This window comes from Pelosinus sp. UFO1 (assembly GCF_000725345.1).
GTDB lineage: Bacteria > Bacillota > Negativicutes > DSM-13327 > DSM-13327 > Pelosinus.
The window spans coordinates 2,086,883-2,112,426 of sequence record NZ_CP008852.1 but is presented as its reverse complement, the minus strand read 5'-3'; the positions used below and the strand labels follow the sequence as shown (position 1 = coordinate 2,112,426).

At 36.1% G+C, this 25,544-nt stretch carries 24 protein-coding genes; 1 reads left to right on the top strand and 23 read right to left on the bottom strand.

Annotation, left to right across the window (positions count from 1 at the left end; all coding sequences use genetic code 11):
• Positions 1–86: 86 nt before the first annotated feature.
• Positions 87–1,388 carry a replication-associated recombination protein A gene (locus tag UFO1_RS09695; protein ID WP_038670310.1) on the bottom strand — a complete coding sequence of 434 codons (1,302 nt, stop codon included), beginning with the start codon at positions 1,386–1,388 and terminating at the stop codon, positions 87–89.
• Positions 1,389–1,564: 176 nt separating this feature from the next.
• Here UFO1_RS09695 and UFO1_RS09690 point away from each other — a divergent pair, with 176 nt between their 5' ends.
• Positions 1,565–1,882: a hypothetical protein gene (locus UFO1_RS09690; protein ID WP_038670308.1), complete on the top strand. Its 318-nt coding sequence runs from the start codon at positions 1,565–1,567 to the stop codon at positions 1,880–1,882.
• A gap of 123 nt (positions 1,883–2,005) precedes the next feature.
• Here UFO1_RS09690 and aspS read toward each other — a convergent pair whose 3' ends face one another.
• The 22 genes from aspS to queA all read right to left on the bottom strand — a co-directional run bounded on the left by aspS (position 2,006) and on the right by queA (position 25,537).
• Positions 2,006–3,799: an aspartate--tRNA ligase gene (gene aspS, locus UFO1_RS09685; protein WP_038670306.1), complete on the bottom strand. Its 1,794-nt coding sequence runs from the start codon at positions 3,797–3,799 to the stop codon at positions 2,006–2,008.
• A 1-nt stretch (position 3,800) separates the two neighbouring features.
• Positions 3,801–5,066, bottom strand: a complete 1,266-nt coding sequence (hisS, locus tag UFO1_RS09680) for a histidine--tRNA ligase (RefSeq protein WP_038670304.1) — start codon at positions 5,064–5,066, stop codon at positions 3,801–3,803.
• A gap of 174 nt (positions 5,067–5,240) precedes the next feature.
• A complete protein-coding gene (locus tag UFO1_RS09675; RefSeq protein ID WP_038670303.1) occupies positions 5,241–5,690 on the bottom strand; it encodes a Fur family transcriptional regulator in 450 nt (149 codons plus the stop codon).
• 9 nt (positions 5,691–5,699) lie between these two features.
• Positions 5,700–6,743: an AI-2E family transporter gene (locus UFO1_RS09670; protein WP_038670300.1), complete on the bottom strand. Its 1,044-nt coding sequence runs from the start codon at positions 6,741–6,743 to the stop codon at positions 5,700–5,702.
• A 25-nt stretch (positions 6,744–6,768) separates the two neighbouring features.
• A complete protein-coding gene (locus UFO1_RS09665) occupies positions 6,769–7,389 on the bottom strand; it encodes an MBL fold metallo-hydrolase (protein WP_038670299.1) in 621 nt (206 codons plus the stop codon).
• A 12-nt stretch (positions 7,390–7,401) separates the two neighbouring features.
• Positions 7,402–7,851: a D-aminoacyl-tRNA deacylase gene (dtd, locus tag UFO1_RS09660; RefSeq protein ID WP_038670296.1), complete on the bottom strand. Its 450-nt coding sequence runs from the start codon at positions 7,849–7,851 to the stop codon at positions 7,402–7,404.
• On the bottom strand, positions 7,848–10,055 hold the full coding sequence (locus tag UFO1_RS09655) for a bifunctional (p)ppGpp synthetase/guanosine-3',5'-bis(diphosphate) 3'-pyrophosphohydrolase (RefSeq protein WP_038670294.1): 2,208 nt from the start codon (positions 10,053–10,055) through the stop codon (positions 7,848–7,850). Before UFO1_RS09655 ends, dtd begins: the two co-directional genes overlap by 4 nt.
• Positions 10,056–10,083: 28 nt before the next feature.
• Positions 10,084–10,596, bottom strand: a complete 513-nt coding sequence (locus UFO1_RS09650) for an adenine phosphoribosyltransferase (RefSeq protein WP_038670293.1) — start codon at positions 10,594–10,596, stop codon at positions 10,084–10,086.
• An 83-nt stretch (positions 10,597–10,679) separates the two neighbouring features.
• Positions 10,680–13,310: a single-stranded-DNA-specific exonuclease RecJ gene (gene recJ, locus UFO1_RS09645; protein WP_038670291.1), complete on the bottom strand. Its 2,631-nt coding sequence runs from the start codon at positions 13,308–13,310 to the stop codon at positions 10,680–10,682.
• A gap of 205 nt (positions 13,311–13,515) precedes the next feature.
• On the bottom strand, positions 13,516–15,207 hold the full coding sequence (locus UFO1_RS09640; protein ID WP_051788886.1) for a VWA domain-containing protein: 1,692 nt from the start codon (positions 15,205–15,207) through the stop codon (positions 13,516–13,518).
• The gene (locus tag UFO1_RS09635) at positions 15,194–16,525 is read right to left on the bottom strand and encodes an ATP-binding protein (RefSeq protein WP_038670289.1); all 1,332 of its coding nucleotides are present in this window, start codon (positions 16,523–16,525) and stop codon (positions 15,194–15,196) included. The genes UFO1_RS09640 and UFO1_RS09635 overlap by 14 nt, the downstream gene beginning before the upstream one ends.
• Positions 16,526–16,646: 121 nt before the next feature.
• Positions 16,647–17,123, bottom strand: coding sequence for a DUF456 family protein (locus UFO1_RS09630; RefSeq protein ID WP_038670288.1), 477 nt, complete (start codon positions 17,121–17,123; stop codon positions 16,647–16,649).
• Positions 17,124–17,159: 36 nt separating this feature from the next.
• Positions 17,160–18,176 carry a hypothetical protein gene (locus tag UFO1_RS09625; RefSeq protein ID WP_038670286.1) on the bottom strand — a complete coding sequence of 339 codons (1,017 nt, stop codon included), beginning with the start codon at positions 18,174–18,176 and terminating at the stop codon, positions 17,160–17,162.
• A gap of 112 nt (positions 18,177–18,288) precedes the next feature.
• Positions 18,289–19,197, bottom strand: a complete 909-nt coding sequence (gene secF / locus UFO1_RS09620) for a protein translocase subunit SecF (RefSeq protein WP_084159807.1) — start codon at positions 19,195–19,197, stop codon at positions 18,289–18,291.
• Between the two features lie 14 nt (positions 19,198–19,211).
• Positions 19,212–20,417 (bottom strand): protein translocase subunit SecD, encoded by a 1,206-nt coding sequence (secD, locus tag UFO1_RS09615; RefSeq protein WP_038670283.1) that lies wholly within the window; start codon positions 20,415–20,417, stop codon positions 19,212–19,214.
• A 157-nt stretch (positions 20,418–20,574) separates the two neighbouring features.
• Positions 20,575–21,240 (bottom strand): HD domain-containing protein, encoded by a 666-nt coding sequence (locus UFO1_RS09610; RefSeq protein ID WP_038670281.1) that lies wholly within the window; start codon positions 21,238–21,240, stop codon positions 20,575–20,577.
• Positions 21,221–21,577, bottom strand: coding sequence for a hypothetical protein (locus UFO1_RS09605; protein WP_038670280.1), 357 nt, complete (start codon positions 21,575–21,577; stop codon positions 21,221–21,223). Before UFO1_RS09605 ends, UFO1_RS09610 begins: the two co-directional genes overlap by 20 nt.
• 13 nt (positions 21,578–21,590) lie before the next feature.
• The gene (locus UFO1_RS09600) at positions 21,591–22,295 is read right to left on the bottom strand and encodes a PP2C family protein-serine/threonine phosphatase (RefSeq protein ID WP_038670278.1); all 705 of its coding nucleotides are present in this window, start codon (positions 22,293–22,295) and stop codon (positions 21,591–21,593) included.
• A 52-nt stretch (positions 22,296–22,347) separates the two neighbouring features.
• Positions 22,348–22,941 (bottom strand): 5-formyltetrahydrofolate cyclo-ligase, encoded by a 594-nt coding sequence (locus UFO1_RS09595; protein WP_038670276.1) that lies wholly within the window; start codon positions 22,939–22,941, stop codon positions 22,348–22,350.
• 62 nt (positions 22,942–23,003) lie between these two features.
• Positions 23,004–23,300 carry a preprotein translocase subunit YajC gene (yajC, locus tag UFO1_RS09590; protein WP_038670274.1) on the bottom strand — a complete coding sequence of 99 codons (297 nt, stop codon included), beginning with the start codon at positions 23,298–23,300 and terminating at the stop codon, positions 23,004–23,006.
• A gap of 66 nt (positions 23,301–23,366) precedes the next feature.
• Complete coding sequence (tgt, locus tag UFO1_RS09585; RefSeq protein WP_038670272.1) at positions 23,367–24,479, bottom strand: tRNA guanosine(34) transglycosylase Tgt; 1,113 nt, start codon at positions 24,477–24,479, stop codon at positions 23,367–23,369.
• 38 nt (positions 24,480–24,517) lie between these two features.
• Positions 24,518–25,537: a tRNA preQ1(34) S-adenosylmethionine ribosyltransferase-isomerase QueA gene (gene queA, locus UFO1_RS09580; RefSeq protein ID WP_038670270.1), complete on the bottom strand. Its 1,020-nt coding sequence runs from the start codon at positions 25,535–25,537 to the stop codon at positions 24,518–24,520.
• Positions 25,538–25,544: the final 7 nt, after the last annotated feature.

Genomic DNA, 25,544 nt, shown 5'->3' with positions numbered 1-25,544 from the left:
GCAATTCCCGAGTATTCCGAGTAACTTAGTAGGCTTTCTTATTTATTAATATACCAAAAAAAAATCCTGTTGTCAAAAAAATATCTTTAAGTTTTTGACTTTTTTTTATTTTTTAATTCCTGGCCATTTTCAGTAGGCCTATAGTAGACCGTCCCCTTTAAATTATCCGGTAAATATTGTTGTTCTATATAATTACCATCATAGTTATGGGGATATAAATAATCTAAGCCATGTCCCATTTTTTTAGCCCCTGGATAATGAGCGTCCCGTAAATGTAACGGTATTTGTCCACAATCTTTTTGCTTCACGTCATTGATTGCTTGGGCTACGGCCATATAAGAAGCATTACTTTTAGGTGCAGTACTAATATAAATCACAGCTTCTGATAAAATAATTTGTGCTTCAGGCATACCAATAAACTGAACCGCTTGAGCAGCAGACATGGCTATTACTAAAGCCTGAGGGTCAGCATTGCCTACATCTTCTGCAGCACAAATAACGATTCGCCTAGCTATAAACTTAACATCTTCTCCTGCTACTATCATACGTGCTAAATAATGTAAAGCGGCGTCTGGATCAGAGCCACGCATGCTTTTAATAAAGGCGGACACGGTATCGTAATGATGGTCACCAGACTTATCATACCTTTGTACCCTTTCACCTACTACTTCCTTTAGAATTTTAATTGTTAATTCAGTTACATTCGATGATCTCATCATAGTTACTGATTGTTCAATAATATTTAGAGCAATTCTGGCATCACCACCGGATAATTCAGCGATAATAGCTAAAGCCTCATTTGTGTATTCAATCTTGAAGCTTCCAAGTCCACGTTCACTGTCATTCATTGCTTGTTGCATAATTTCTACTAAGTCCGACACTCCAAGAGATTTTAAGCGAACCACTCTCATTCTAGATAACAAAGCTGCGTTTACTTCAAAATATGGATTTTCTGTAGTTGCACCAATTAAAATGATTCTGCCGTCCTCCACATATGGTAAAAGCACATCTTGTTGGCCTTTATTGAATCGATGTATTTCATCTATAAAAACAATAGTGCGTTGTCGATAAAATCCGAGCCTTTCCTTTGCTGCCTCAACGATTTTCCGAATATCAGCAATGCCCGCCGATACTGCATTGAGTTTTTCAAAATAACTTCCTGTAGTATTAGCAATAATTTGTGCCAATGTTGTCTTACCTGTACCAGGTGGTCCAAATAAAATAATTGATGGAAGATTGTCACCATCAATCATTTTTCTCAGAAATTTATCCTTACCAATAATCTCATTTTGTCCAATAAATTCGTCTAAATTCCTAGGACGCATCCGTACTGCTAAAGGAGCCGTTTGATTATTTTCTTCTTGGTTGGAATATGCAAATAAGTCCATGTTATCACCTTCTCTTTAAATATCCATTTATTACCTTTTTTCACCAAAGTACGTCATTAAATATTTCCCTTTGACTTTATATCTACCTTTTATTATACTTTATATAAGAACTTGTGATATCCTGTATTTTTAAAAATTATTATGGACTTATTGATTAAAGGTAGGGTAAATAAACGATGAATGAATTCCTTCAGCAACTTCTCGCAGGGCAAAAACAAATTACTGATCGTTTTGACAAAATCGATCGACAACTCAGCACTTTAGCTGAAGGACAAGCATCAATTCATGATAGAATCGATAACTTACAAGATGATCTTCTTAGTTTAAGTAGTGATGTTTCCAATCTTAAAGGTGATGTGCTAGCGATTCGTAAAGATACCACTACCTTAAAGAAAGACACTAGTGCTATAAAAAAAGACTTGCGTTATGCTTGGGAAGATATTCAAAAATTGGACAAGCGTGTACATATAAATGAAAGTCTAATCGCAAAATAAAACCACCTACTGAGGTGGTTTTATTTTTTCTCCATAATATAAAAGAAATACTCACTTTAAAGTGACTTTTTTACTAATAGGAGAGTACCTGCCAAAGGCGGGTACTCTCCTACTTATTTCATATTATACCTTCACCTTTGCCACAACAGTTGTTTTTATGGATAACTCTCTTAACTGCTTCGCATCCACCTCAGATGGAGCTTGCGTCATAACGTCTGTAGCGCTTTGGGTTTTTGGAAAAGCAATTACATCTCGAATGGATGGTCGTTTAGCCATAATCATAATCAACCGATCTAATCCAAATGCAATTCCACCATGTGGTGGTGTACCATACTCAAATGCTTCTAACATATAACCAAATTTAGCAAATGCTTCTTCTTGAGTAAAACCAATTGCAGTAAATACTCGTTCTTGCAGTTCACGATTATAAATTCTTATACTGCCACCACCGACTTCGGTGCCATTTAACACCATATCATAGGCTTTAGCTTTTACACGACCAGGATTACTCTCTAGATATTCTACATCTTCATCCCGCGGTGAAGTAAACATATGATGCATAGCTACCCAACGATTTTCTTCCTCATCATGTTCAAACATTGGGAAGTCGACAACCCATAAAAAAGATAACTTATCATTGTCAATTAAATTAAGACGACGTGCCATCTCCAAACGCAATTGTCCCAAAGAATTGGCCACGACAGCAGGCTTGTCTGCCACGATAAGCAATAAATCTCCAGTCTCAATTCCAGCAGCTTTAGTAATATCAGCCATATTTTCATCTGTTAAAAATTTAGTGATTGCAGATTTAATTCCCTCTGATGTATAGCTAATCCAAGCTAACCCTTTAGCACCATAAGTAGATACATACTCAATCAAGCCATCAAGTTCACGCCTTGGAGCATTGGCATAGCCTTTAACATTGATAGCTTTTACTTGCCCGCCATTTGCTAAAACGGTTTCAAAAACCTTAAAATTTGAATTCTTTACAGCATCTGAAAGATCAACTAATTCCATATCAAAGCGTATATCCGGTTTGTCAGAACCATAACGATTCATTGCATCTTCATAACTCAAACGCAAAAATGGTGTTTGTATCTCAACATCCAGTGCTTCTTTAAATATACGAGCTGTCATATTTTCCATGATCGTCAATATCTCTTCTTGATCAATAAACGACATTTCAATGTCAAGCTGAGTAAACTCTGGTTGACGATCAGCTCTTAAATCTTCATCACGGAAACAACGAACAATTTGGAAATAACGTTCCATGCCTGCAACCATCAGCATCTGTTTGAAAGTTTGAGGAGATTGTGGTAAAGCATAAAACTTTCCAGGACTTACTCGACTTGGTACTAGATAGTCTCTAGCGCCTTCTGGAGTACTCTTTGCTAGCATTGGGGTCTCAATTTCCATAAACCCATTATTGTCGAGAAAATCGCGCATAGTTTTCGCTACGCGATGTCTAAGCATCAAATTACGTTGCATTTCTGGACGGCGTAAATCTAAATAGCGATATTTTAAACGTAACGTCTCATCCACATCGATGTTATCTTGAATATAAAAAGGCGGGGTTTTTGCCGCATTTAAAATTCTGAGTTCTGTCCCATAAACTTCAATTTCACCTGTAGCTATATTAGCATTAATAGTAGCTGCATCCCTTAATTTCACTATACCTCTTACAGCTAATACATATTCAGAACGCACAGTCTCTGCTTTCGTAAAGGAATCTACATCCACATCCTGTGAAAATACTACTTGTACAAAGCCAGAACGATCACGTAAATCAAGAAAAATCAATCCGCCATGATCGCGACGACGCGCCACCCAACCACATAATACTACTTCTTCTCCCTCATTCTGCTTATTTAAAAAATCGCACGAATGTGTTCGTTTTAGTCCTACCATCGTTTCCATATTAATCCTCCAAATCTAATTGTATCATTTCTTGTACTTTACTTATATCAACTAATTGCTGCACACCAGTCTGCATATTTTTCAGCATGACTTTTCCTTGTGTCGCTTCATCTTCCCCGATAATTGCGACAAAACGAGCTGGATATTTATTCGCTTGTTTCATTTGCCACTTAATACCTTTTTCCATAAAATCCATCTCAGCAGTTATACTATTTTCTCGTAAATTGCACAATAAGGCAAAAGCCATCCCTTGCATAGCAGTCCCCATAGGAGCAATAAATACGTCAATCGCATTGGATGCCTCGGGTAATAAATTTTGTTTTTCTAAAGCCAATAGGATTCTTTCTATACCAACTGCAAAACCAATCCCTGGTGTAGAAGGTCCCCCACATTCCGCCACTAAACCATCATACCGACCACCACCACATACAGCACTTTGTGCCCCCAGAGGTGCGTATTGAATTTCAAAAGCAGTTTTAGTGTAATAATCCAAGCCACGAACCAAACGTGGATTTAGTGTAAATTCAACACCGGCAACTGTTAGTAATTCTTTTAATTGACTGAAATGCTCACTACACTCATCACATAAACAATCAACGATTTGAGGAGCTCCCTGAGACTGTTCTGCGCATTTTTCTTTTTTACAGTCAAGAATACGCATAGGATTACGATCAAAGCGAGATTGGCAGTCTGTACACAAATTAGAAGTTTTTTCCTGTAAATAACTTTGCAATTTTTCACGATATACAGGACGACACTCGGGACAACCTACAGAATTCAAATATAAGTGTAAGTCATCGAGTCCTAATTTTTTTAATAGCTGTACCGCTAACATAATAACTTCAGCATCAATAGCAGGTCCTTTTGAACCTAAAGCTTCAATACCAAATTGATGAAATTGCCGATATCTACCGGCTTGGGGGCGGTCGTAACGAAACATAGGACCTATGTAAAATAACTTATTAAGCAACGTTTCTGCATAGAGTTTATTTTCTAAAAAAGAACGTACTACCGCTGCTGTATTTTCAGGCCTTAATGTAAGACTACGTTCTCCTCTATCTGTAAAAGTATACATTTCTTTTTCTACAATGTCAGTTGTCTCCCCAATACCACGCAGAAATAATTCCGTATGTTCAAAAACTGGAGTACGAATTTCTTTATATAGGTATAGGCGGCAAATGTCACGCACTATTTTTTCAATATATTGCCAATTACTACTAGCCTCAGGCAGTATATCTTTAGTCCCCCGTGGACCTGTTACCAACATAATTTTCCCCCTTATGAATCAGCAAATTATCTTCCCTTAATACCTTAACACGTACTAAGATATATTGCTAAATTGTTCATTATAGTATTAATAATATGTATAGTTGTAAACATATTACCATAATGCTGTATTATTTTAAATATTTTTTAACTTTTTCTCCATAAAATAGCGTAATTAGCCTTCACTTTTTTTCTGGCACTCTTGACAATATCCATAAAATTTTACCTGATGATCAACAATTAAAAAATTACTTTTGCGAGAAATCACAGTTTCCAACGTCTCCAATAAATCATCTTCAAATTCTTTTACCTTATTGCAAGTCAAACATATCAAGTGATGATGATGATGCGGTGTGGTTTTCTCATTGATTTCATAACGACTACGTCCATCACCAAAATCCATTTTCTGCAAAACTTCTAATTCACTAAATAGTTCTAATGTACGATATACAGTAGCAAGACCAATCTCTGAGGAATGCTGACGAACAATGGTATGTACATCTTCTGCACTTAAATGTTCGTCTTGATGATCTACGAAAGCCTCTAAAATTATTTTACGCTGTGGTGTTAACTTGTATTGTTTTTCTTGAAACTTTTGCCTAATATCTCCCATATCAATTGCCATTATTTTCACCTATCTTTCATTTGTAATCCATAACTGTCTAATCAATACTCTTAACAGTGCTGCCGTCGGAACAGCTAGCATCATACCAACAATCCCCCACAATTGGCCACCAATCAACAGACTAATAATTATAATGACAGGATGTAAATCAATAGTATGTCCCATAATATTAGGTACTACAATTTGGTTTTCAACTTGGTGCACAATAATATAAAATATGACGACCTTAAATGCCAACGCTGGTGAATTTAAATAGGCCAGCATAATGGCAGGTACAGATCCAATTATCGGACCAACAATTGGGATTGTTTCTGTACAGGCAGCAAGAAGTCCTAACACTAGCGGATAATCTACTTCTAGTAAATACATACCACTAAAGACAAATACTCCAATAACAATGCTAATCAATACTTGTCCCCGAATATAACCACTAATAACGGTAGCCATTTCTTCAATGATTTTTCGTACTTTTCCACGTGATTCTACGGTGAACATGGTTATAATCTTATCTTTCAAGACACTCCAGTCTTTTAAAAAATAGTAGGTTAAGACTGGTACTACCACAAGCTCGACAATACTCGATGCAAAGCCGAAAAATGCTTGCAAGATACGCCTAGCTAAATCTGCTGAGAATGAAGCGGCACTTGCAATCGTCTGATCGATTAGAGTGTTAATATTAGTTGGCAAATCCAATACACTGGCACGCTGCTGAATTTCTATAATCATTTCTTGGACTTTTAGGATTAACCCTGGTAAATCAACAATAAACTTATCAAACTCATGTATAAATGGTAACAAAACAAAGGTCCCCATGATAAGCAGTAAAAATGTTGTTAGGAAAAATGCACATAACACTGCTATACTACGTCCAAGATATAGCTTTTTCCCGCCAAGTCCTATACTGGAGATGTAATTTACCAATGGATTTAATATAAAAGCCAAAACCATGGCAATAATGATGGGAAAATAAATTGGCGTCACTTTAACAATTACATAAAACCCTAATAATAAGATACTTATTTTAAACCATGTATCATATGATTTAAATGACATCGTATTCCCTCATTTTTTTATGAAGTTATTGCAAAAAAGGATTATTTTGGCGCTCGTTGATAATCGTTGTTTCGCCCCCATGACCAGGCAAAATCGTAGTATCGTCTGCAAGCACTAACAATCGCTCTTTTATACTGTTCACTAGCTGATTATGTGATCCGCCAGGAAAATCAGATCTACCAATGGATTGTTGAAACAAGGTGTCACCACTAAATACCACATCATTGACCTTAAGACAAATTCCACCAGGTGTGTGACCTGGAGTATGTATAACCTGAAATTCTAGTTCACCCACCATAATTTTTTGGCCATCACTTAGCAAGACATCCGCAGCTTGACATATAAGATTACTACCGATATACATAGACAAATTTCCTTGGGAACTTATTAACATACCTGCATCTTCTTTATGAATCATAACAGGTGCACCAGTATGCTCTTTTATTCTATCATTATCCCCAATGTGATCAGCATGCCCATGAGTATTTATGATCGATACTATTTTTATCTTTTCTTGATTAATAACACGAATGATATCTTGCGCATTGCCGCCGGGATCAATCACTGCGCCATTTAAAGTTTTCTCGCAATATACAATATAGCAATTAGCGCCGAGGTTTCCTACTTCTAACTTTATTATTTTCATTTTTTCCACCTCCTAAAAAATACGTTTGCTATCAAGGAGCATTGTTACTGGCCCATGGTTGTCCAGTGCTACTAGCATTTCGAATTGAAATTTTCCACAAGCAACTTTTATACCTAACTGCTTACATTTTTCAATAAATATTTCATATAACCTTTGAGCGAGCTCAGGAGGGGCTGCGCCATCAAAGCTAGGCCTACGCCCCTTACGACAATCGGCAAATAGGGTAAACTGGGATACTACTAATAGTTCACCATTTATATCCAAGAGTGATAAATTCATTTTACCACTAATATCGGAAAAAATTCGTAAATTTATAATCTTTTCTGCCAAATAGTAAGAATCTTGCTCCGTATCTTCATGTCCTACACCTAATAAAACTGTTAAACCTTGCCCGATAGCAGCAATCGTATTATTTTCTACTGTTACATTTGATTGTAGTGTACGTTGAACAACAGCCCTCATCCTACGCCTCCTAAATTTGGCATAGCGCGATGCACACTATATACATCTTTTACTCGCCTCATCTTGGTCATAATATGCTCTAATTGATTCAAATTACTAAGATCCAACGTTAGCGTAATAGATCCCATATTATTTTTAATGACTTTAGCATTAACGGAACTAACTTTTATCTTACTCTCAGAAGTAACCATTAAAATATCAGATAACAATTCAGAACGATCGACACCGATAACTTCAACAATTACTTTATATAAATTCCCGACAGTCAAATCCCAACCAACTTCTATCATACGCTCATATTCTTCTGGCTGAACCAAAATATTAGTACAATCCGCCCGATGTACCGAAACTCCACGCCCTCTAGTAATATAGCCAATAATTGTATCTCCAGGTAAAGGATTGCAGCATTTGGCTAATCTTACCATTAGACCTGACTCTCCCTCAACCAAAATACCATGACCTGATTTACTAGTAGTATTGTGTGGTTTAAGCTTTGCCAATAGTCTTGATACGTCCGGAGACGTAGTGCTGCGTAATTCTTTTTTATAGGCCTCAATTAACTTCGTCATAATGCCATGGGTTGTCACTCCCCCATAACCTAATGCCGCCATTAAATCCTCTTCCGTCTGTATATTGAATTTTTTCCCTACCTCAGATAATCTTTCACCTTTGGTTATTTCTCGCCAATCATAACCTAGTTTTTTGCTCTCTTTCTCGAGCATCTCTCGGCCCTTAATAATGTTTTCTTCCCGTTTCTCTTTCTTAAACCACTGACGAATTTTATTTTTAGTATCAGAGGATCCAACAATATTTAGCCAGTCTCTACTTGGTCCATTACCGGTTTTCGTTGTAATAATTTCAACGATGTCCCCATTTGCCAATTTAGTTTCTAATGGGACTATTTTACCATTAATTCGAGCACCAATACAGCGATTTCCTACCCCAGTGTGAATCCGATAAGCAAAATCAATCGGAATTGAACCTGCAGGTAAATCAATTACGTCTCCTTTGGGTGTAAAAACAAATACTTCATCAGAGAAAATATCTAACTTTACAGTTTCCATAAACTCATGAGGATCTCGCAAATCTTGTTGCCACTCTGATAATTGCCGCAGCCAGGTTAATTTCTCGTCAAAATCTTTATTGGCCCCCTTAGAGCCCTCTTTATATCGCCAATGAGCTGCAATTCCGTATTCAGAGGTTCGATGCATATCCATGGTTCTAATTTGAATTTCCAGTGGTTGTCCTTCTGTTCCAATTACAGTTGTATGTAGCGATTGATACATATTACTCTTTGGCATTGCAATATAGTCCTTAAACCTAAGTGGCAAGGGCTTCCATAAGGTATGCACAACACCTAAAGCACCATAACAATCTTTAACGGTATCTACTAAAATACGAACAGCAGACAAGTCATAAATTTCACTAAGATCCTTATTCCCTTTAAGCATTTTTTTATATATGCTATAAAAATGTTTAGGGCGTCCTTGAATATCTGCTTTAATATCTACTTCATCTAAGCGTTCTGATAAAATTCTAACAGCTTCATTAATAATTTGCTCTCGTTCACGACGTTTTTGCTTAACTTTTTCTACAAGTTCATAATATTTCTCTGGCTCTAAATAACGAAAAGCCAAGTCCTCTAACTCCCATTTCACATTGGATATTCCCAGACGATGAGCAAGAGGCGCAAATATCTCGTGAGTTTCCTGAGAAATTCTACGCTGTTTGTATTCAGGCATATGTTTTAAGGTTCGCATATTATGCAGACGATCTGCTAACTTTATCAAAACTACCCGGATATCCCTTGCCATAGCCAAAAACATTTTACGAAAGTTTTCTAATTGTTGCTCCTCTTTCGACTTATATTCGATGCGACTTAGCTTAGTCACGCCATCCACTAACATAGCGATTTCTTTACCAAACAGCTTTTCAATTTCTTCTAAGGAAAAAGCAGTATCTTCTACAACATCATGCAGTAAAGATGCACTAATCGTTAATGCATCAATTTGTAATTCAGCTAAGATTCTCGCTACTCCCAGTGGATGACAAATGTATTCTTCACCTGAAGCCCGTGTTTGACCTTTATGAGCATCAACAGCAAGTTCATAAGCTTGTATGACAATTTCTATGGGAGCATCAGGCTGATAGGATTGTATTTTTTTTATAATTTCTTCAATAGTGGTCTGCGTTTCATTGCCCATATGCACACCTCAATACACGGTATTCCACCTAATATTTTAACAAAGACATAATGTTGTAATTAGCTAAATTTTTACGACCTTCAAGATAAGATAATTCAATCAGGAAAACAAGACCGACAACAACTCCGCCTAACGCTTCAACCATGGCAACTGTTGCTTGCACAGTGCCGCCAGTAGCTAGTAAATCATCAACAATTAATACTTTTTGTCCTGGAGTGATAGCATCTTTATGTATTTCCAAAGAATCCTTACCATATTCCAAGTCATATTCATGTTTCAGAGTTTCAGCAGGCAATTTTCCTGGTTTTCGTACAGGGACAAAGCCTGCTTTTAGCGCGTAAGCAACTGGAGCTCCAACAACGAAACCCCTAGCTTCAGGACCTACAACTAATTCTACGCCTTGATCTTTAAAGGGTTCTGCCAAAGCATCAATTGCCTGATGAAACACCTCTCCCTCTTTAAGCAAGGTAGTAATATCTTTAAAACGGATACCTTTCTCTGGAAAATCAAGTACCACTCTAATTTTTTCTTTAAAATTCATAAATAAACCTCCTAATATAATATATAATACGAAAAGTCTTAATAATAGTAACACTTATAAAAAACTAAATTATGCATTCCCTACTAAACATTATTACCTTTAATTGCTAATAACAATTCATTACTTGATAACTTCATAAGTTTTTCTGCAAACTTCATAAATTCATCTTTTTGGTTCATACCTTGACGAAACGTAGTAGATTGTTCAATGTCAAGTTTGTCTTTTGGTGTAGGCAATATCAATATTTCTCTTCTTACTTCAGATATTACGCACTGTATTAACTTTAATTCTTCTAATATTTTAATGGCAGTACGAACAGAAGCTTCCGAAATGGTAACTTGATATTTGCTCCATACTTGATCTATTACTTGAGAATCGGTTACTTCAGATCCAGATTGTTTCAGCACTAAATAAATTTGCCCAACAACGATACGTTCGGGATTTGCTTGTAGCAATAATAAGTGATTATTAGCAATATCTTCATTATTAAATAATAAATGGATATAGGTACTCTGCATAGAATTCATTCCACTCCAACATTGCTGCAGAAAGCCTTGCATCGTAAAAGGCAAACTATATAACATCATATGTCCAACATGATCAAATTTTAGACCTTCATTCACAAACAAGGTTGTAGTAAATATAACCTTAAGTATATCATCCCGAAACCAAGCTTGAACTTTATTTTTCCACTCTTCATTCAATCCTGCATGATAGAATCCGACTTGGTCTTTATAGCTTGGGAGACATGCTCTTAATTTTTCTGCCAAACTAAAGGCTTCATAGGGAGTATTTACAAAGATTAAGGTTTTTTCTTGTTGCTTAACTACATCCAGTAAATACGAAAATTTGTCAGCTATATGCCGAACATCTTTTAAAACCCAATCGTCTAGTTGCTTTTCATTAGCAGCAGAAATCACCTTGTCAGCATATAAAAAACATTCGGGTGAATAAATTCTTTGTTTTGCATCATTCTTGTGTAGCACATACAACCGTTCTACATCTGTCAACTCTATTTGCTTTACATCATAAGCACGCAATTGAATTTTCCGTTTGCCTTGCCACTCATTAAATTCAGGGAAAAATGCTAATTCTACCTTTTCTGTATCCTGTAAATTTTCAGCTAATCCTCCCATTTGCCAAGCAACAACATCATTCGTAATATTTTCTTGACTCACTTTCAATTTTAAGTGTCGTGCTTCCTGACCGATCGTACGAATGTCCTTAATTTCAACTGATTTACAAGCAAATATAGGGCTCTGATTCCCCATACCGTAAGGTTCAAGGCAACTTAACTGTTCTAAAAAATTTGCATTAATTTCATTTAAAGAAACTAACGAATCAATAGTTAGTACTGGTATATAATCAGCTTGTGAGAGTGTAGTATTCGCAATCTGATTTAACCGCGCTCCGAGTTCCTCAATATGCTTAGGTAGTATGCTTAAACCTGCTGCTTGATGATGTCCACCAAACTGCAACAATAAATCGGAACATTGACTTAATGCGTCATATATATCAAAAGCAGGGATACTCCGGCAAGATGCCTTTCCAATACCATCCCGTATACTAACCATAATAACAGGGCGATAATATCTTTCTACTAATCGAGAAGCTACAATACCAATGACTCCCGAATGCCAGTCTTCTCCTACTACTACTAACACCTTAGTAACATTCAAATCTATCTGTGCTATAAACTCTTCTGCAGCTGCTTGAATATTCTTTTCTACCACTTGACGCTGAGAATTTTCACCTTCTAAATAAAGCGCCAATTCTTTTGCTCGTTCTACATCCTCCGTAATTAGCAACTCAACGCCGTAGTCCGCCCTACTAATACGACCAGCAGCATTTAAACGTGGTGCAATTGCAAAACCGATCTTACCTGTATCAATTTTATTGGCATCAATTCTACAAACTTCCATTAGCTCTTTTAAACCGATATTTTTTGTTTTAGCAATTTCAGTTAGCCCTAATTTTACTAATATACGATTTTCTCCGGTTATTGAAACAATATCAGCAACCGTTCCTACGGCTACTATATCTAGATATTCTAATAGTTTTTCATCGTTCTCATAATAATATTGCCACAGTGCCTGACATAACTTAAAGGCTACGCCCACTCCAGCCAAATTTTTTTCAGGATAGGAACACTCTCTCTGTTTGGGATTAATAATGGCATGAGCGACTGGCAAACATTGTGCTGGTTCGTGATGATCCGTAATAATAATATCTAATCGATTGGCAACGGCCTTAACTTCCTCAATAGCACTAATACCACAATCCACTGTAATTAGAAGTTCCGTTCCCCTGGCAATCAGCGTTTCCAGTGCAACACTATTTAAACCATATCCTTCATTTTGCCTTTCAGGAATATAATATTCAATAGTTCCCCCTAATTTAGTAAATACCTTATATATTAGTGCACTTGATGTCATACCATCAACATCATAATCCCCATATACAACCATTTTTTGGTGATTTGTAATGGCATACACAATACGGCTAACAGCTTTTTCCATATCTTTTAATAAATATGGATCACTTAATTTTTCTTGCCCACCAAACAAAAATTCCTCGGCAATACTTTTGTCCATTATACCGCGATTAACAAGTACTTGTGCAATTATATCTGATATTCCCAGGCTATTACTTAATTCTTTTTTTAAAGGAATATTTTCTGGCATAACTCGCCATGATTTTCTTATTTTTGGCATACTGCCTCCATTTTACCTAGAACATTATACCCAATAACAGGATATTATGCAAAGTAATCTATCCGAAGTATTAAACATATTATTAATTTCTATGTGTATCTATTATCTATAGAAATTTCTTTGACCTTATACTATTCTTGAAAAAGTATAATAATCCTCTTAATAATCATAAAAAAGATTGTATTAAGTAACGTTTTCACGCTGCTTAACACAATCCTCTTTCATCTAAGTCTTCAATTGCATATATACTGCCACCAGCGACTTCCGATAACTGTTTTAAATAAAATAGATGCGGTTTAAGGCCAATGCAAGTAAATCCATAATTACTACTTTTTATTTTTTTAGCAATTGCTAGAGCATCATTTATCGGATTAGTAGTTACCGTTCCAAGTGTTGGTACACCATCTGTAATTAATATAATGAAAGGATTTTTAGCCTTTTCCTGTTCAATATATTGAAGACAAGCCTTTAATCCTAAAGCCAATGGAGTCTCCCCATAAGCTTTAATTCCTTCCAAACTTTGTTCTAGCTGCCTAAAATCATGGGTAAAGGGTACTTGAACCCATGCCTGATTTTGTTGAAAAACTAGTACACTTATTCGATCATTTGTAGAAAAAAACAAGTATCTTGCTAGCAGTTTAGCAATGTGAATACGTTGACCATCCATACTAGAGCTAGCGTCAATCAGTAAACAGAATTCGATTTTTCTTCTTTTTCTGTTATTAAAATATCTTATATCATTAGGTAGTATTTTAAGTGTTTTATCCCCATTTTCAACCATTCTTTGTGCTGCAGCATTTACCATTTCTGCAATAGCCAATCCGCCATATTCTTTAACTGTTTTACCATGACAGATATGTTTTTCTTCTGAATAAAAACCAGCGCTATTTTCCAAAAATTTGCTTTTCCCTAGCTGTTTACTCAAACATTTTGCTTCTCGAACAACTTTCCTTAAATGAGCTTCAATCTCAGGTAACTGTGTCTCTAAATAACTTTTAAATCCCTTACCATATTCCTCTATACTAAGCAAATTACCTGCAAGTTCAATCATGCCTTCGGATGCTAAAATTTCGGGAACTCGACAACTATTTATACCACCTGTAGGCTTGGGGTCTTTGTTTTTTGAATGACTTTTTTCTAAAAATTCCTTTAGTTCTTCTGTTTTATCTGATTTATTTATCCATTCATTTTCACCTAATTTTGCATCGACTTCAAAAGTAGTATTATTCTTATTTTCTTGTAATAAAGAATCTGATTCATCCATGTAAGCTGATAGATCATATTTTTCTTTACTCAAACCCCTAACATTTTCAATTTTTTCGTTACATCGTAATTCTAAATTACAAGATAAAATAACGCTTTCTACCACCATAACTATACAAATCAAGCACGCCAAATGTGCCGGAGGTATCATTGCAGTAATATGAACATGATTTGAATGGGCTTTCCGTAGTGCTGCCCTTTTCCCATAATCTAACTTACCAGTAACACGTCCACCGCCTGTACTCGTCTGAATGTCAATAAAATCTGCCATTACAGCATTTACCCGACCCAATTGCTTAACAACATGCTCTTTATTATAACCCTCTACAACTTCCTGTATTTCATTCGCTACCATATAATGATCAACAGGACCACATTGATGGAATATATCTATATGATAAATACCTCCTGGCTCTGTCCTCTGGTAAAAAATTTGTCCAGCGTCAATATCTTGCAAAATATATACTCGCTCTGGCGTTTCAGGATGAAAGCTGTGTAACTTTTGACTACAAACTGTGGTTTGTCCAATCCGAGCACCCATATCTATACTAAAAATATGTTGTAGCTCCTCAAGCACAGGTTCTATCTTATGCAAGAATTGAGGGTTAAACAAATACTCCTTATTTTTTATCATTCGGCATATTACCCTCGCTAACAATAAACTCCTCAACAGGTAATTCTTTCATTGGGATAGCCCTTTTGGGAGGAGCAATTATGGTAGCCTTTTGAGGATCTATTATCTTTCCTGCTGATAGAGCTCCATTTTCAGAAGTTCCCATACTCCCGTGTTGTGTATTTTGAAGTGGAACTTTCATTTTTTTCCATAATAGATTTATAAAGTTTTTCCACCACGAAGTCTTTTCCACATCACTAGTTTTATCAAAATTTTCTGTTATTTTTTTTGTGGCATAATTGTTTGCCACATTTTCAATACTAAGAGAATTGTTAGATAAATCTTCTAAATAATTTAAAATGGCGGTAATTGTTTCTCCATTTATACGATGGGCTAATGATAAAGATATTACTTGACTTATATCCCTTACTTCAACCGCTTGCCTACCAGCTAGCAAACACGATAATCTAGCAGCAAATTCGATAGTTTCAACTGCACGCAAACTTTCCAAGTTAAAATCAACATAAATTTTAGCGATCACTCTTCTGATATTATCTTCAACTATTATATTATTTAAGTTTCCTAAATTGAGGATGCATTCTTCAGAAATTAATTCCTCGCCTTTTTTACCTTTTTCTAAAATATTACATACTACCTGGTAATCATTAGGGCGCCCCATGCTAACGTTAAAATCAAACCGATCTGATAATTGTCTTCTAATACGATTTAAAGAACCAGGCTCTTCATCTGGATTTGACGCCGCCCAAATACTTACGGATATAGGTAGCTCTACTGTGGATAGTCCAGTCTCTTCAATTTGCAAATGGCCAGGTTTAGTCCCCATAACATCTAATAATACGTCTGCCAATTCAGGAGATGTATCTGCCAACCGATTAATTTCGTCGATAAATATAACTCCGCGATGAGCCTGCGGAATCGTTCCAGGTAAAATAGCAGCTGTTGCCACCTCTGAATTTGTAAGCTTTCCTAAGTCAATGCTACCAACTACTGTCCCAATTTTAGCAGCATGAGATATTTCTAGAAATGGACAAGGAACAATCTCAGTGCCAATATCTACAATTTCTTTAGCAGATAGATATCGATGTTCTAGACAATGAGGCATATCCGGATGGCAGTTATACCTACAACTTTTAATCCTCATGATGGGGGGCAATAATTCTTTAACAGATCTTAAAATAGTAGTTTTGCCAGTACCACGCAATCCCTCTGCATGAATATGTAGAGGCACACCATTGTGTAAAGCAATAATAGATAGTTCTACTGCCTTAAATAAATCTCGATTACCATTGTGTCGGACAAGTTGATAATAGGATTTCACGAAAATTCCTCCTGTAGATTTAGTCTATCTTCTATTACTATTTCTTTGTCATATTTTACCCAATTATCCATCATAAATGCAAAGCAAAGATTAGAATTGTAGAATAGACTAATCCACAAGGTCATAAAAAAATTATATATTTGCAGATAATTATGATCATAATTATCCCACAGATGAAACGTAATAAGGCCACTAAAGCTAAACGAAATAAAACCCTACCAATACTTTTAAGGCGGGGTATAAGGGCTTTTGCAACGAGATATTCCCATAATATTGCCCCTACTAAAGCCCCCATCAAGGCATCCGCTGCGATAATCCCAGCTAAGTTGCATACTATAGTATTTACACTATATTTTCTTGAAACATTATAATTACGCGTTAGAAAAACTCTAAAAAAACTAGACCCACCTTCTGCAACTACCGTTAAAATTAGTAAAACAAAAAAAATTCTTAATTGCGATTCACTAAATTGAAAGCCAAGAATCAATGCATAAATAAAACTTGTTCCTAAAATTATCAAAGTACCATGTAATTTAGGAGCTAACGTACATAATTGGCCTATAAATAAGATGATTAATATGCTAATTTTAAATATCAAAATTATCCCTTTCTCATTGAACTATAGTTACTATCATTATTGCTGTTTTATCCTATATTTATGTAACAAATAAGCTGTGAAGATAATAAAAATTACCATTATAAAGCCAAAATAACCCATAATATTCAAAATGACAGAAAGATTTAGTAAACTAACAATATATATAATTATATTTGCTATCACTAAGGCGGGGAAAAAAGATAGGTTAGCAATATGACTAATTTGTTTTGCATTAACAAGCATTGCTGGAACCATAGTATTAGCAAGAGTACAAAAGAATACTATGTAAAATACACCGACTATACTAGTACCTCCTATATAATTCACCACCACTGCTAAGGCTAAAGGCCCTGAAGCCTCTATAGATAATACGAGATATGCTATTAGCAAGGTAAATATACCCTCACTCAATTTTGCTAATACCACTAATAAGATCGCAAGGTACCCCTTCTTTGATAGATATGCTGCCATCTCAACAACTAAAATTGACCACATTCCTCCAACATTGTAACTCAATAGCCCAAGGAAAAGCATCCAGTTAATCTTTCCTATACTTGGAGCAATAAAATCAATCGTTATCTGTTGGAAGAAAAATAAAGCTATAATTATTGGCGCTAGAAATAATCCTGTATAATTAAATAGTATTAGTAACCATCGACCATATCCTGCAGCAAGTACTGAAAACATTACGAGACAAAGGAATGTTGCTAGGGAATGAGGTAAGCCTATCAACATCTCCAAGACTCTACCAGAGTAATAACCACCTGTTAAAGCGCTTGCGGGAATGCATATCGATAATATGATAAGTGCTAATATTTTTTTACCTTCTAAACCATATAAATCTTTAGCTACAACAACTAATTCTTGACCACTTGCAACCCCAATCCAAGCTAAAACAGCTGTAAGAAACACTGCAAATATAATATAAATATATAAAGTGCTTATATAAATTTCTTTATTATCTACTATTCCAGCCAAATCAGGAATTACCGCCACATCATCTCCTGCAATATTAAGTATGATTAAAGAACAGATTGGCAATAAAATCCACATAAATTCACCACCCTTATTCCTAATAGAATATTAAGAATTGATGCAGTTGGTGAATAAAAAAGACTGATGCAAGGATTAGTAACCCCCCACATCAGTCTTTTAAATATTATATTTATTTAGAACCGCTAGTTTTTAAAGCAATTTTCCTGCGCTCTTCATATTCCTTCCACGTTACCCAGATTGGACTAGCATTAAAAACAGAGGAATATGCACCACTAATAAAACCAATCAAAAGGGCTAAGGAGAAATTTTTAGTAGTTTCTCCACCAAAGAAATATAATGAAGCAGTAGCTACTACAACAGTAAGGACAGTATAGATAGAACGAGTCATGGTTTGCCAAATACTACGATTAACCAGTTCTGTAAAGCTCTCTGTTTTTTTGTGTGTTTTTAAGTTTTCCCGAATACGATCAAAAATAACAATCGTATCATTTATGGAATAACCAGCTATTGTCAAAATGGCTGCCACAAAGGAAGCATCAATTTCTTTGTGGAATAAAGAAAACACTCCAAGGACTAAAACGATATCATGCGCTATAGCAATAATACCAGAAACAGCAAACTTAAGCTCAAAACGATAGCTAATATAGACAATCATTAATAACCAAGATACAACTACTGCAATGACCGCATTCTTAGTTAGTTCAGAGCCAATTACAGCTCCCACCTTTTCTGATCTTAAAGTATCAAACGCTCCTAGTTTCTTCTCCATATCACTCAGAACAACACGTCGTGTATTATCCGAAAGTTCTGGAGTACGAATAAATACATTTTGCGATACCTCTACTTGATCACTTACAGCTAATTGAATGGTACTATGTTCTAATTGGTGTTCCTTCAAAGCTTCACGCACTTCAGAAACACTAACAGGACGAGCAAACTTCAAATCTAATAACGTTCCTCCTGTAAAATCAATGCCTAAATTAAATCCCTGTACCGCAATGGAAATTAGTCCAGGAATGAGAAGGATGGTTGACAATAAAAAGAACCAATACCTTTTACCAATAATATCAAACTTCATTATACATGCACCCCCTACGCCCCAAAAATTTTGCCGTTTTTAAATACGTTAGCGTGCATGAGCATTCTTAGCAAAAGCTTAGTAATTGTAATTGCCGTAAATAAACTCAATACAATACCCAATCCTAGGGTAATGGCAAAACCTTTGATTGGAGCAGCTCCTAAGAAGAATAAAACAATCGCAGAAATTAAACTGGTTAGATGCGAGTCTAAAATCGTCGCAAAGGCCCGACTAAAACCAGCATCCATTGCCGCCCGCAGTGTTTTACCAGCATGATATTCTTCTTTGAATCTTTCAAAAATCAGTACATTGGCATCTACCGCCATACCAATGGACAAAATAACCCCTGCAATACCAGGCAATGTCAACGTAGCATTAAGCATCTTTAAACCAAACAATAACAACATTACATAGATTATTAAGGCTACTGTTGCTACAAAACCTGATAAACGATAAAAAACTAACATAAACACAGTAATAGCTCCAATACCAATGGCAAAGGCAACTTTACTTTTATCTTTTGAATCTTGGCCAAGTGTTGGACCTACTGTTCTCATTTCCATAACATCTACTTTTACTGGTAATGAGCCAGAACGCAACAAGATAGCTAAATTTTGTGCTTCCTCTATTGTCTTGCTGCCAGTAATAATAGCTTTACCACTCGGAATAGGCTCATTTACTACTGGATTAGTCAAAACTTTCTTGTCCAACAAAATACTAATATGTTTACCTACATTTTTAGTTGTTAAGTCTGCGAAAATTTTCGTGCCATCTTCGGAAAACTCCAAAGCGACTACATTATTTTTATTTTGGCCAATTTCGGCTTTGGCATCCTTTAAATCCTTACCTGTCATAACAGTAGTGCCGCTTTCATCCTGAAATTCTAATAGCGCTGTTTTACCTAACATTTCAATTGCCTTTTCAGGCTCTTTAATACCAGGCAACTCAACAATAATTCGTCTTTCACCCTGACGTTGAATAATAGGTTCTGTTAACCCTATTTCATTAACACGTTTCTCTATAATCTTTACTACGCGCTGCACGGCATCCTCGTCCACTTTTGCCTCTGGTGTATCCACAGCTTCAAGCACCACATGAGTACCGCCTTGCAAATCCAAACCTTGTTTAATTGAAGTAGCTAAAGGTAACATATAATAGCCAGAAGCTACTAATACCACAAAAACTACCGCCAAAAATTTAGTTAAGTTCCCCCATCTCAAAGATTTCTCCCCCATTCCCTTCTTATCTTTTTTGAATTTATGTGTAAATACTACAACTTCTACCCGCTTACAATATTGCGGTAGAACCTATTTTTTCCACAAATTTAATTATATCCGCTAGCTTATAATAATGTCAATGCGACGCCAACGAATGTCATTATAATAACTGATTATTATTAATAACTAAACTAAATTGGCAGTCTAAAAAATCTGCTGCTCGCCTTGACATAATCATGCGCGCTAAAAAGATTTCAAAATACTCCATGACTGGACAAATTTTGGTATCAATGGTTAGTTCCAAAGCAATTTTTCGTAATTGTTTATCAATGACCAGCTTGCTATTATTAGCAGCATAATTTACTCTATCATGTATTTCAAATTTGGCGAAGTCTTTATTTGTTACTCTACTGCGATGAACGTCTGATTTATCTGCCAAAATTAAAGCAGCTGCAACGGGATTAATGGCATTACCACGTTCTTCTTCATGATTCCCAATTGCTGACGTTACCAATGCAATTTCTTCAGGCGACATACCAAGTCTGGATAAAACATTGTAGGCCATTACAGCGCCAGTGCCGCCATGATTATATCGATTGATCATATTGCCAATATCATGGATATAACCCGCGATTGCAGCCAATTGACATTCTCGTTCCGTGTATTCCAAATCCTTTAATACATGATAGGCGCGATCTGCTATGATTGAAGCATGGCGTTTACCATGTTCAGTAAAACCAAGACGACCAAGGTATTCAGTACTGCAAGCAAGGTAGACAGTAATTTCATGATCATTCTTTAAATCTTCAATCGTAATCTTGGACATGTTTATTCCTCCCAATATACTCTAGTACTTTTCGAACAACATCCTCTTTGCTCAAATCATCCGTTTGGAGATATAAATCAGCATGCTCACAAGCATCAACTAATCGTTCATGCTGTACAACAAGTCTTTCTTGCCCCCACGGCACTATACGCCGCTGACGAATTGTCACTAATTTTGCATCCAAAACCACTAGTATATCAGGCTTCTTACTATTCCATAGATTTCTAATCGTAGAGTGTTCCTGAGCAACATTATAGGCATCAATACCTAATTTCTGCAATTCTTTAACTAATGTCGTCTTACCTGAAACACAAACACCAGCCACTACAACTCGCATTTATATCACCACACTAACAAGGAAAAGATACACTCATCTTTTGTATATTATGCACTCTTTCCTTATCTGATATGCCCATGACTACTACAGTCATATCATCTCCTGGTCGATAATCATCTAATGCTAAAGCATATTCTAAAATACTCTCCGCAATAAACGTTGCATCTTCGGCATGATTTTCGGAAATTATTTTTTCAATCATACCAAAGTTCATAACTTTACCACGTTTACGTCCTGCCGCTTGAATACCATCAGTGTAAGATACTAAAAGCATGCCCATTTCGAGCGGTATCTGATACATTAAAGGTTTCATACGCTTATGTACACCAATGGAACTAATTTCTTCATCATAAATATCCATACCAAATTGATGTTTGACGATTACTGGACAGTTTGAATTACGACTAAATACCACTGTTTGCGTATCCAAATCTGCAGAAAGTAAGGTAAGAGTAGAAGAAACTTTACCATCCTTGATTGCATACAGATAATCATGTACGGCCCTAGCAACTGCTCCATCCCTTGCACCATCAGCAATTAATGCCGCAGCCTTATTAATCACCAAACTGCTCGTAATCTTAGCTGCTTTACCGCTACCCTGTCCATCAGCCAAAATGGCAGAAATACCACCACGTGGTCGTTCTGCCACCTCTACACTATCACCGCATTCCTCTACGGCATATTTTTTCATCTTAGCAATACCTATCTTTATTTCCATAATTCCTTCACCCTGCACAGAATCTAATATAAAAATTATCTAATTTATTAAATTATAAATTGCCTCTTTCACATTTTACAATTTTATCTTCATTCAATAAATAATGCACTGGAATGTCATATTCGGTATGGGGAAGCTTATCTGTAACATGGGACGACCATACTGCACCAATTAATATTGCTTGTGGAGCTTGGGGAAGAAATCGATCATAATAACCTGCTCCCATTCCCAATCGATTACCTGAGTAATCATACGCGACTCCTGGCACAATAATTAAATCAATCACACTTGGATCGACTATTTTTAGGGTAGTAGGGTTAGGTACCAATAAATTAAAACGTCCCCGTACCAAATCATTTAGATTACTGATAATCGCAGCATCCATGACACCAAATTCTTGACGCATATGTGGTACACAAATTTTTTTACCTTGTAACCAGGCATCCTCAATAACCTTCAACATTTGCGGTTCATCTGCCATGGACAAAAATACCATTATCACTTGTGCCTGTTGATAATATGGCCAAACAAGCAGTTGTTTCGCCATATTGTCACTTTGGGCAGCAATAACGTCTTTATCTAAGTTACTTCTTTTTAGAAGTAACTTAGCACGTAACTTTTCTTTTTCATTATTGCACTCTTTCACAAATATATCCTGCCTTTATTATTCCCTATTAATAGATGGAATAAAAAATGCATATCATATGTTTATGCATTTTTAGGATCATTTTGGTAAGATTGAATAGAAGTACGTAAGAAATCTATTTCAATTTTATCTGATACTTTTAATGTAACTTTTTTAGCATCCAATGCTGTAATTGTACCAAACATACCACCTGCGGCAATTACACGATCGCCTTTTTTTAGATTACTTAGCATATCAGCACGACGTTGTTGTTCTTTCTTCTGTGGACGATACAATATAAAATAAAAAACTAAGGCCATCAGAACAATCGGCCCATAAGCCGCTAGTGTCTGCATCATTTCTTGTGAAATTTCTGGCATTACAAATTCCCCCCCCATTTTTATACTCACTTAACAGTATATTCCACATATAAAACGCAAATCCTCTTAGCGTAAGTTATATTGTGCTAAAAACTCTTCCCGAAATTCAACAAAATTATCTTCTATAATTGCTTTACGCATTTCTTTCATGAACTGCAATAGAAAATGTAGGTTATGTATTGTAGTTAAGCGCAATCCAAATATCTCATCGGTTTTAAATAAATGACGAATATAAGCTCTTGAAAAATTTTGACAAGTATAACATCCGCATTTTTCATCAAGAGGCCTAAAGTCTTTCGCATATTCTGCATTTTTAACAACAAGTCGTCCCCAACTAGTCATAACAGTACCATTGCGAGCCACACGCGTTGGAAAAACACAATCAAACATATCAATACCATGCATAACGCCTTCTACTAAACAGTCTGGGGTACCGACTCCCATTAAATAACGTGGTTTCCCTTCTGGTAACAAGGGTACAGTATGTTCTAACATTTCATACATTAATGGTTTAGGTTCGCCAACACTCAAACCACCGACTGCATAACCAGGAAAATCTAAAGAAACTAAATCTTTGGCACTCATAGTTCTTAAATCTTTATACATGCCGCCTTGCACAATTCCGAACAATGCTTGATCGGTTCTTTTATGGGCCTCTTTACAACGCTCGGCCCAACGAGTAGTTCGTTCCGTAGACTTTCGTGCATAATCATGATCAGCAGGATAAGGTACGCATTCATCAAAAGCCATAATAATATCTGAACCCAATGCCATTTGTATTTCAGTCGCTTTTTCAGGCGAAAGAAAATGTTTTGACCCGTCAATGTGAGAACGAAAAGTAACTCCCTCCTCAGTTATTTTGCGTAGGTCACCTAAACTGAAGACTTGGAATCCCCCACTATCAGTAAGAATTCCTCTATCCCAGTTCATAAATTTATGCAGACCACCAGCTTCTTTAACTAATTCATGACCTGGTCGCAGGTACAAGTGGTAGGTATTACTTAAAATAATCCCAGCTCCCATATCCTTAAGCTCTTCAGGAGATATTGCTTTAACAGTTGCTTGTGTACCTACAGGCATAAATATAGGTGTATCAAAGGTACCATGCGGCGTATGTAATCGTCCCGCTCGCGCCCCTGTTTTCGAACATTTTTTAACTAATTCATAAGTAACTGACATGTTTTCCTCCCTAGATTAACAAAATTGATTCTTATATTTCATATAATTAGCATGGCATCCCCAAAACTAAAGAACTTATATCTTTGGTCAACAGCTTCTTTGTAAGCATTAAAAACATTTTTCTTTCCAGCTAAGGCACTAATTAACATCAATAAAGTAGACTTTGGCAAATGAAAGTTTGTCACTGCCGCATCTACCATCTTAAAGCTATACCCTGGATAAATAAATATTTCTGTCCAACCACTTTTCGCTTCTAAAATACCATTCTCTGTAGCAGTTTCCAACGTTCTAATAGCCGTAGTACCTACAGCTATAACTCTTCCCCCCTGCTTCTTAGTATTATTAATAAGCTGAGCTGCTTCAGGTGATACAGAATAATATTCTCTATGCATAACATGATTTGTGATATCATCCGTATTTACTGGCCGAAAAGTACCTAAACCTACATGCAAAGTAACAAAGGCTAACTGTACTCCCAAATCTTCTATACGCTTCATTAGCTCAGTAGTAAAATGCAAGCCAGCTGTAGGCGCAGCTGCTGAACCCCGCTCACGTGCATAAACAGTTTGATACCTTTCTTTATCTGCTAGTTGCTCTGTAATATATGGAGGCAGGGGGGTTTGTCCCAATTCATCCAATATTTCTTCAAATATACCTTTAAAAATAAAACGGACAACACGTCCTCCAAAATCAGTAGATTCCAATATTTCACATGATAATGAATCACTAAATATAATGATGGCACCAGGTCTGGCCTTCTTACCTGGTTTAACCAAGGCCTCCCATTCATTTCCCGATTTATTATTTAGTAAAAAGATCTCTACCTTTCCACCTGTTTCCGCCTTCGTACCAATCAATCTTGCTGGAATTACTTTTGTATCATTAAAAACTAAAGTATCACCAGCTTTCAAATATTGAGGTAAATCAAAAAAGTGCTGATGTGATATAGCACCTGTATTTTTTTCTAAAACTAATAGGCGTGAATGATCACGCGGCTCACAAGGATGTTGAGCAATTAATTCCTCTGGTAAAAAATAATCAAACTCTGATAACAACATTCGATGA

Bases quoted from the DNA above. Each gene is read 5' to 3' on its own strand.
- UFO1_RS09695 (WP_038670310.1), bottom strand. From the start codon at position 1,388: ATGGACTTATTTGCATATTCCAACCAAGAAGAAAATAATCAAACGGCT.
- UFO1_RS09690 (WP_038670308.1), top strand. From the start codon at position 1,565: ATGAATGAATTCCTTCAGCAACTTCTCGCAGGGCAAAAACAAATTACT.
- aspS (WP_038670306.1), bottom strand. From the start codon at position 3,799: ATGGAAACGATGGTAGGACTAAAACGAACACATTCGTGCGATTTTTTA.
- hisS (WP_038670304.1), bottom strand. From the start codon at position 5,066: ATGTTGGTAACAGGTCCACGGGGGACTAAAGATATACTGCCTGAGGCT.
- UFO1_RS09675 (WP_038670303.1), bottom strand. From the start codon at position 5,690: ATGGCAATTGATATGGGAGATATTAGGCAAAAGTTTCAAGAAAAACAA.
- UFO1_RS09670 (WP_038670300.1), bottom strand. From the start codon at position 6,743: ATGTCATTTAAATCATATGATACATGGTTTAAAATAAGTATCTTATTA.
- UFO1_RS09665 (WP_038670299.1), bottom strand. From the start codon at position 7,389: ATGAAAATAATAAAGTTAGAAGTAGGAAACCTCGGCGCTAATTGCTAT.
- dtd (WP_038670296.1), bottom strand. From the start codon at position 7,851: ATGAGGGCTGTTGTTCAACGTACACTACAATCAAATGTAACAGTAGAA.
- UFO1_RS09655 (WP_038670294.1), bottom strand. From the start codon at position 10,055: ATGGGCAATGAAACGCAGACCACTATTGAAGAAATTATAAAAAAAATA.
- UFO1_RS09650 (WP_038670293.1), bottom strand. From the start codon at position 10,596: ATGAATTTTAAAGAAAAAATTAGAGTGGTACTTGATTTTCCAGAGAAA.
- recJ (WP_038670291.1), bottom strand. From the start codon at position 13,310: ATGCCAAAAATAAGAAAATCATGGCGAGTTATGCCAGAAAATATTCCT.
- UFO1_RS09640 (WP_051788886.1), bottom strand. From the start codon at position 15,207: ATGATAAAAAATAAGGAGTATTTGTTTAACCCTCAATTCTTGCATAAG.
- UFO1_RS09625 (WP_038670286.1), bottom strand. From the start codon at position 18,176: ATGTGGATTTTATTGCCAATCTGTTCTTTAATCATACTTAATATTGCA.
- secF (WP_084159807.1), bottom strand. From the start codon at position 19,197: ATGAAGTTTGATATTATTGGTAAAAGGTATTGGTTCTTTTTATTGTCA.
- UFO1_RS09610 (WP_038670281.1), bottom strand. From the start codon at position 21,240: ATGTCCAAGATTACGATTGAAGATTTAAAGAATGATCATGAAATTACT.
- UFO1_RS09605 (WP_038670280.1), bottom strand. From the start codon at position 21,577: ATGCGAGTTGTAGTGGCTGGTGTTTGTGTTTCAGGTAAGACGACATTA.
- UFO1_RS09600 (WP_038670278.1), bottom strand. From the start codon at position 22,295: ATGGAAATAAAGATAGGTATTGCTAAGATGAAAAAATATGCCGTAGAG.
- yajC (WP_038670274.1), bottom strand. From the start codon at position 23,300: ATGCCAGAAATTTCACAAGAAATGATGCAGACACTAGCGGCTTATGGG.
- tgt (WP_038670272.1), bottom strand. From the start codon at position 24,479: ATGTCAGTTACTTATGAATTAGTTAAAAAATGTTCGAAAACAGGGGCG.
- queA (WP_038670270.1), bottom strand. From the start codon at position 25,537: ATGTTGTTATCAGAGTTTGATTATTTTTTACCAGAGGAATTAATTGCT.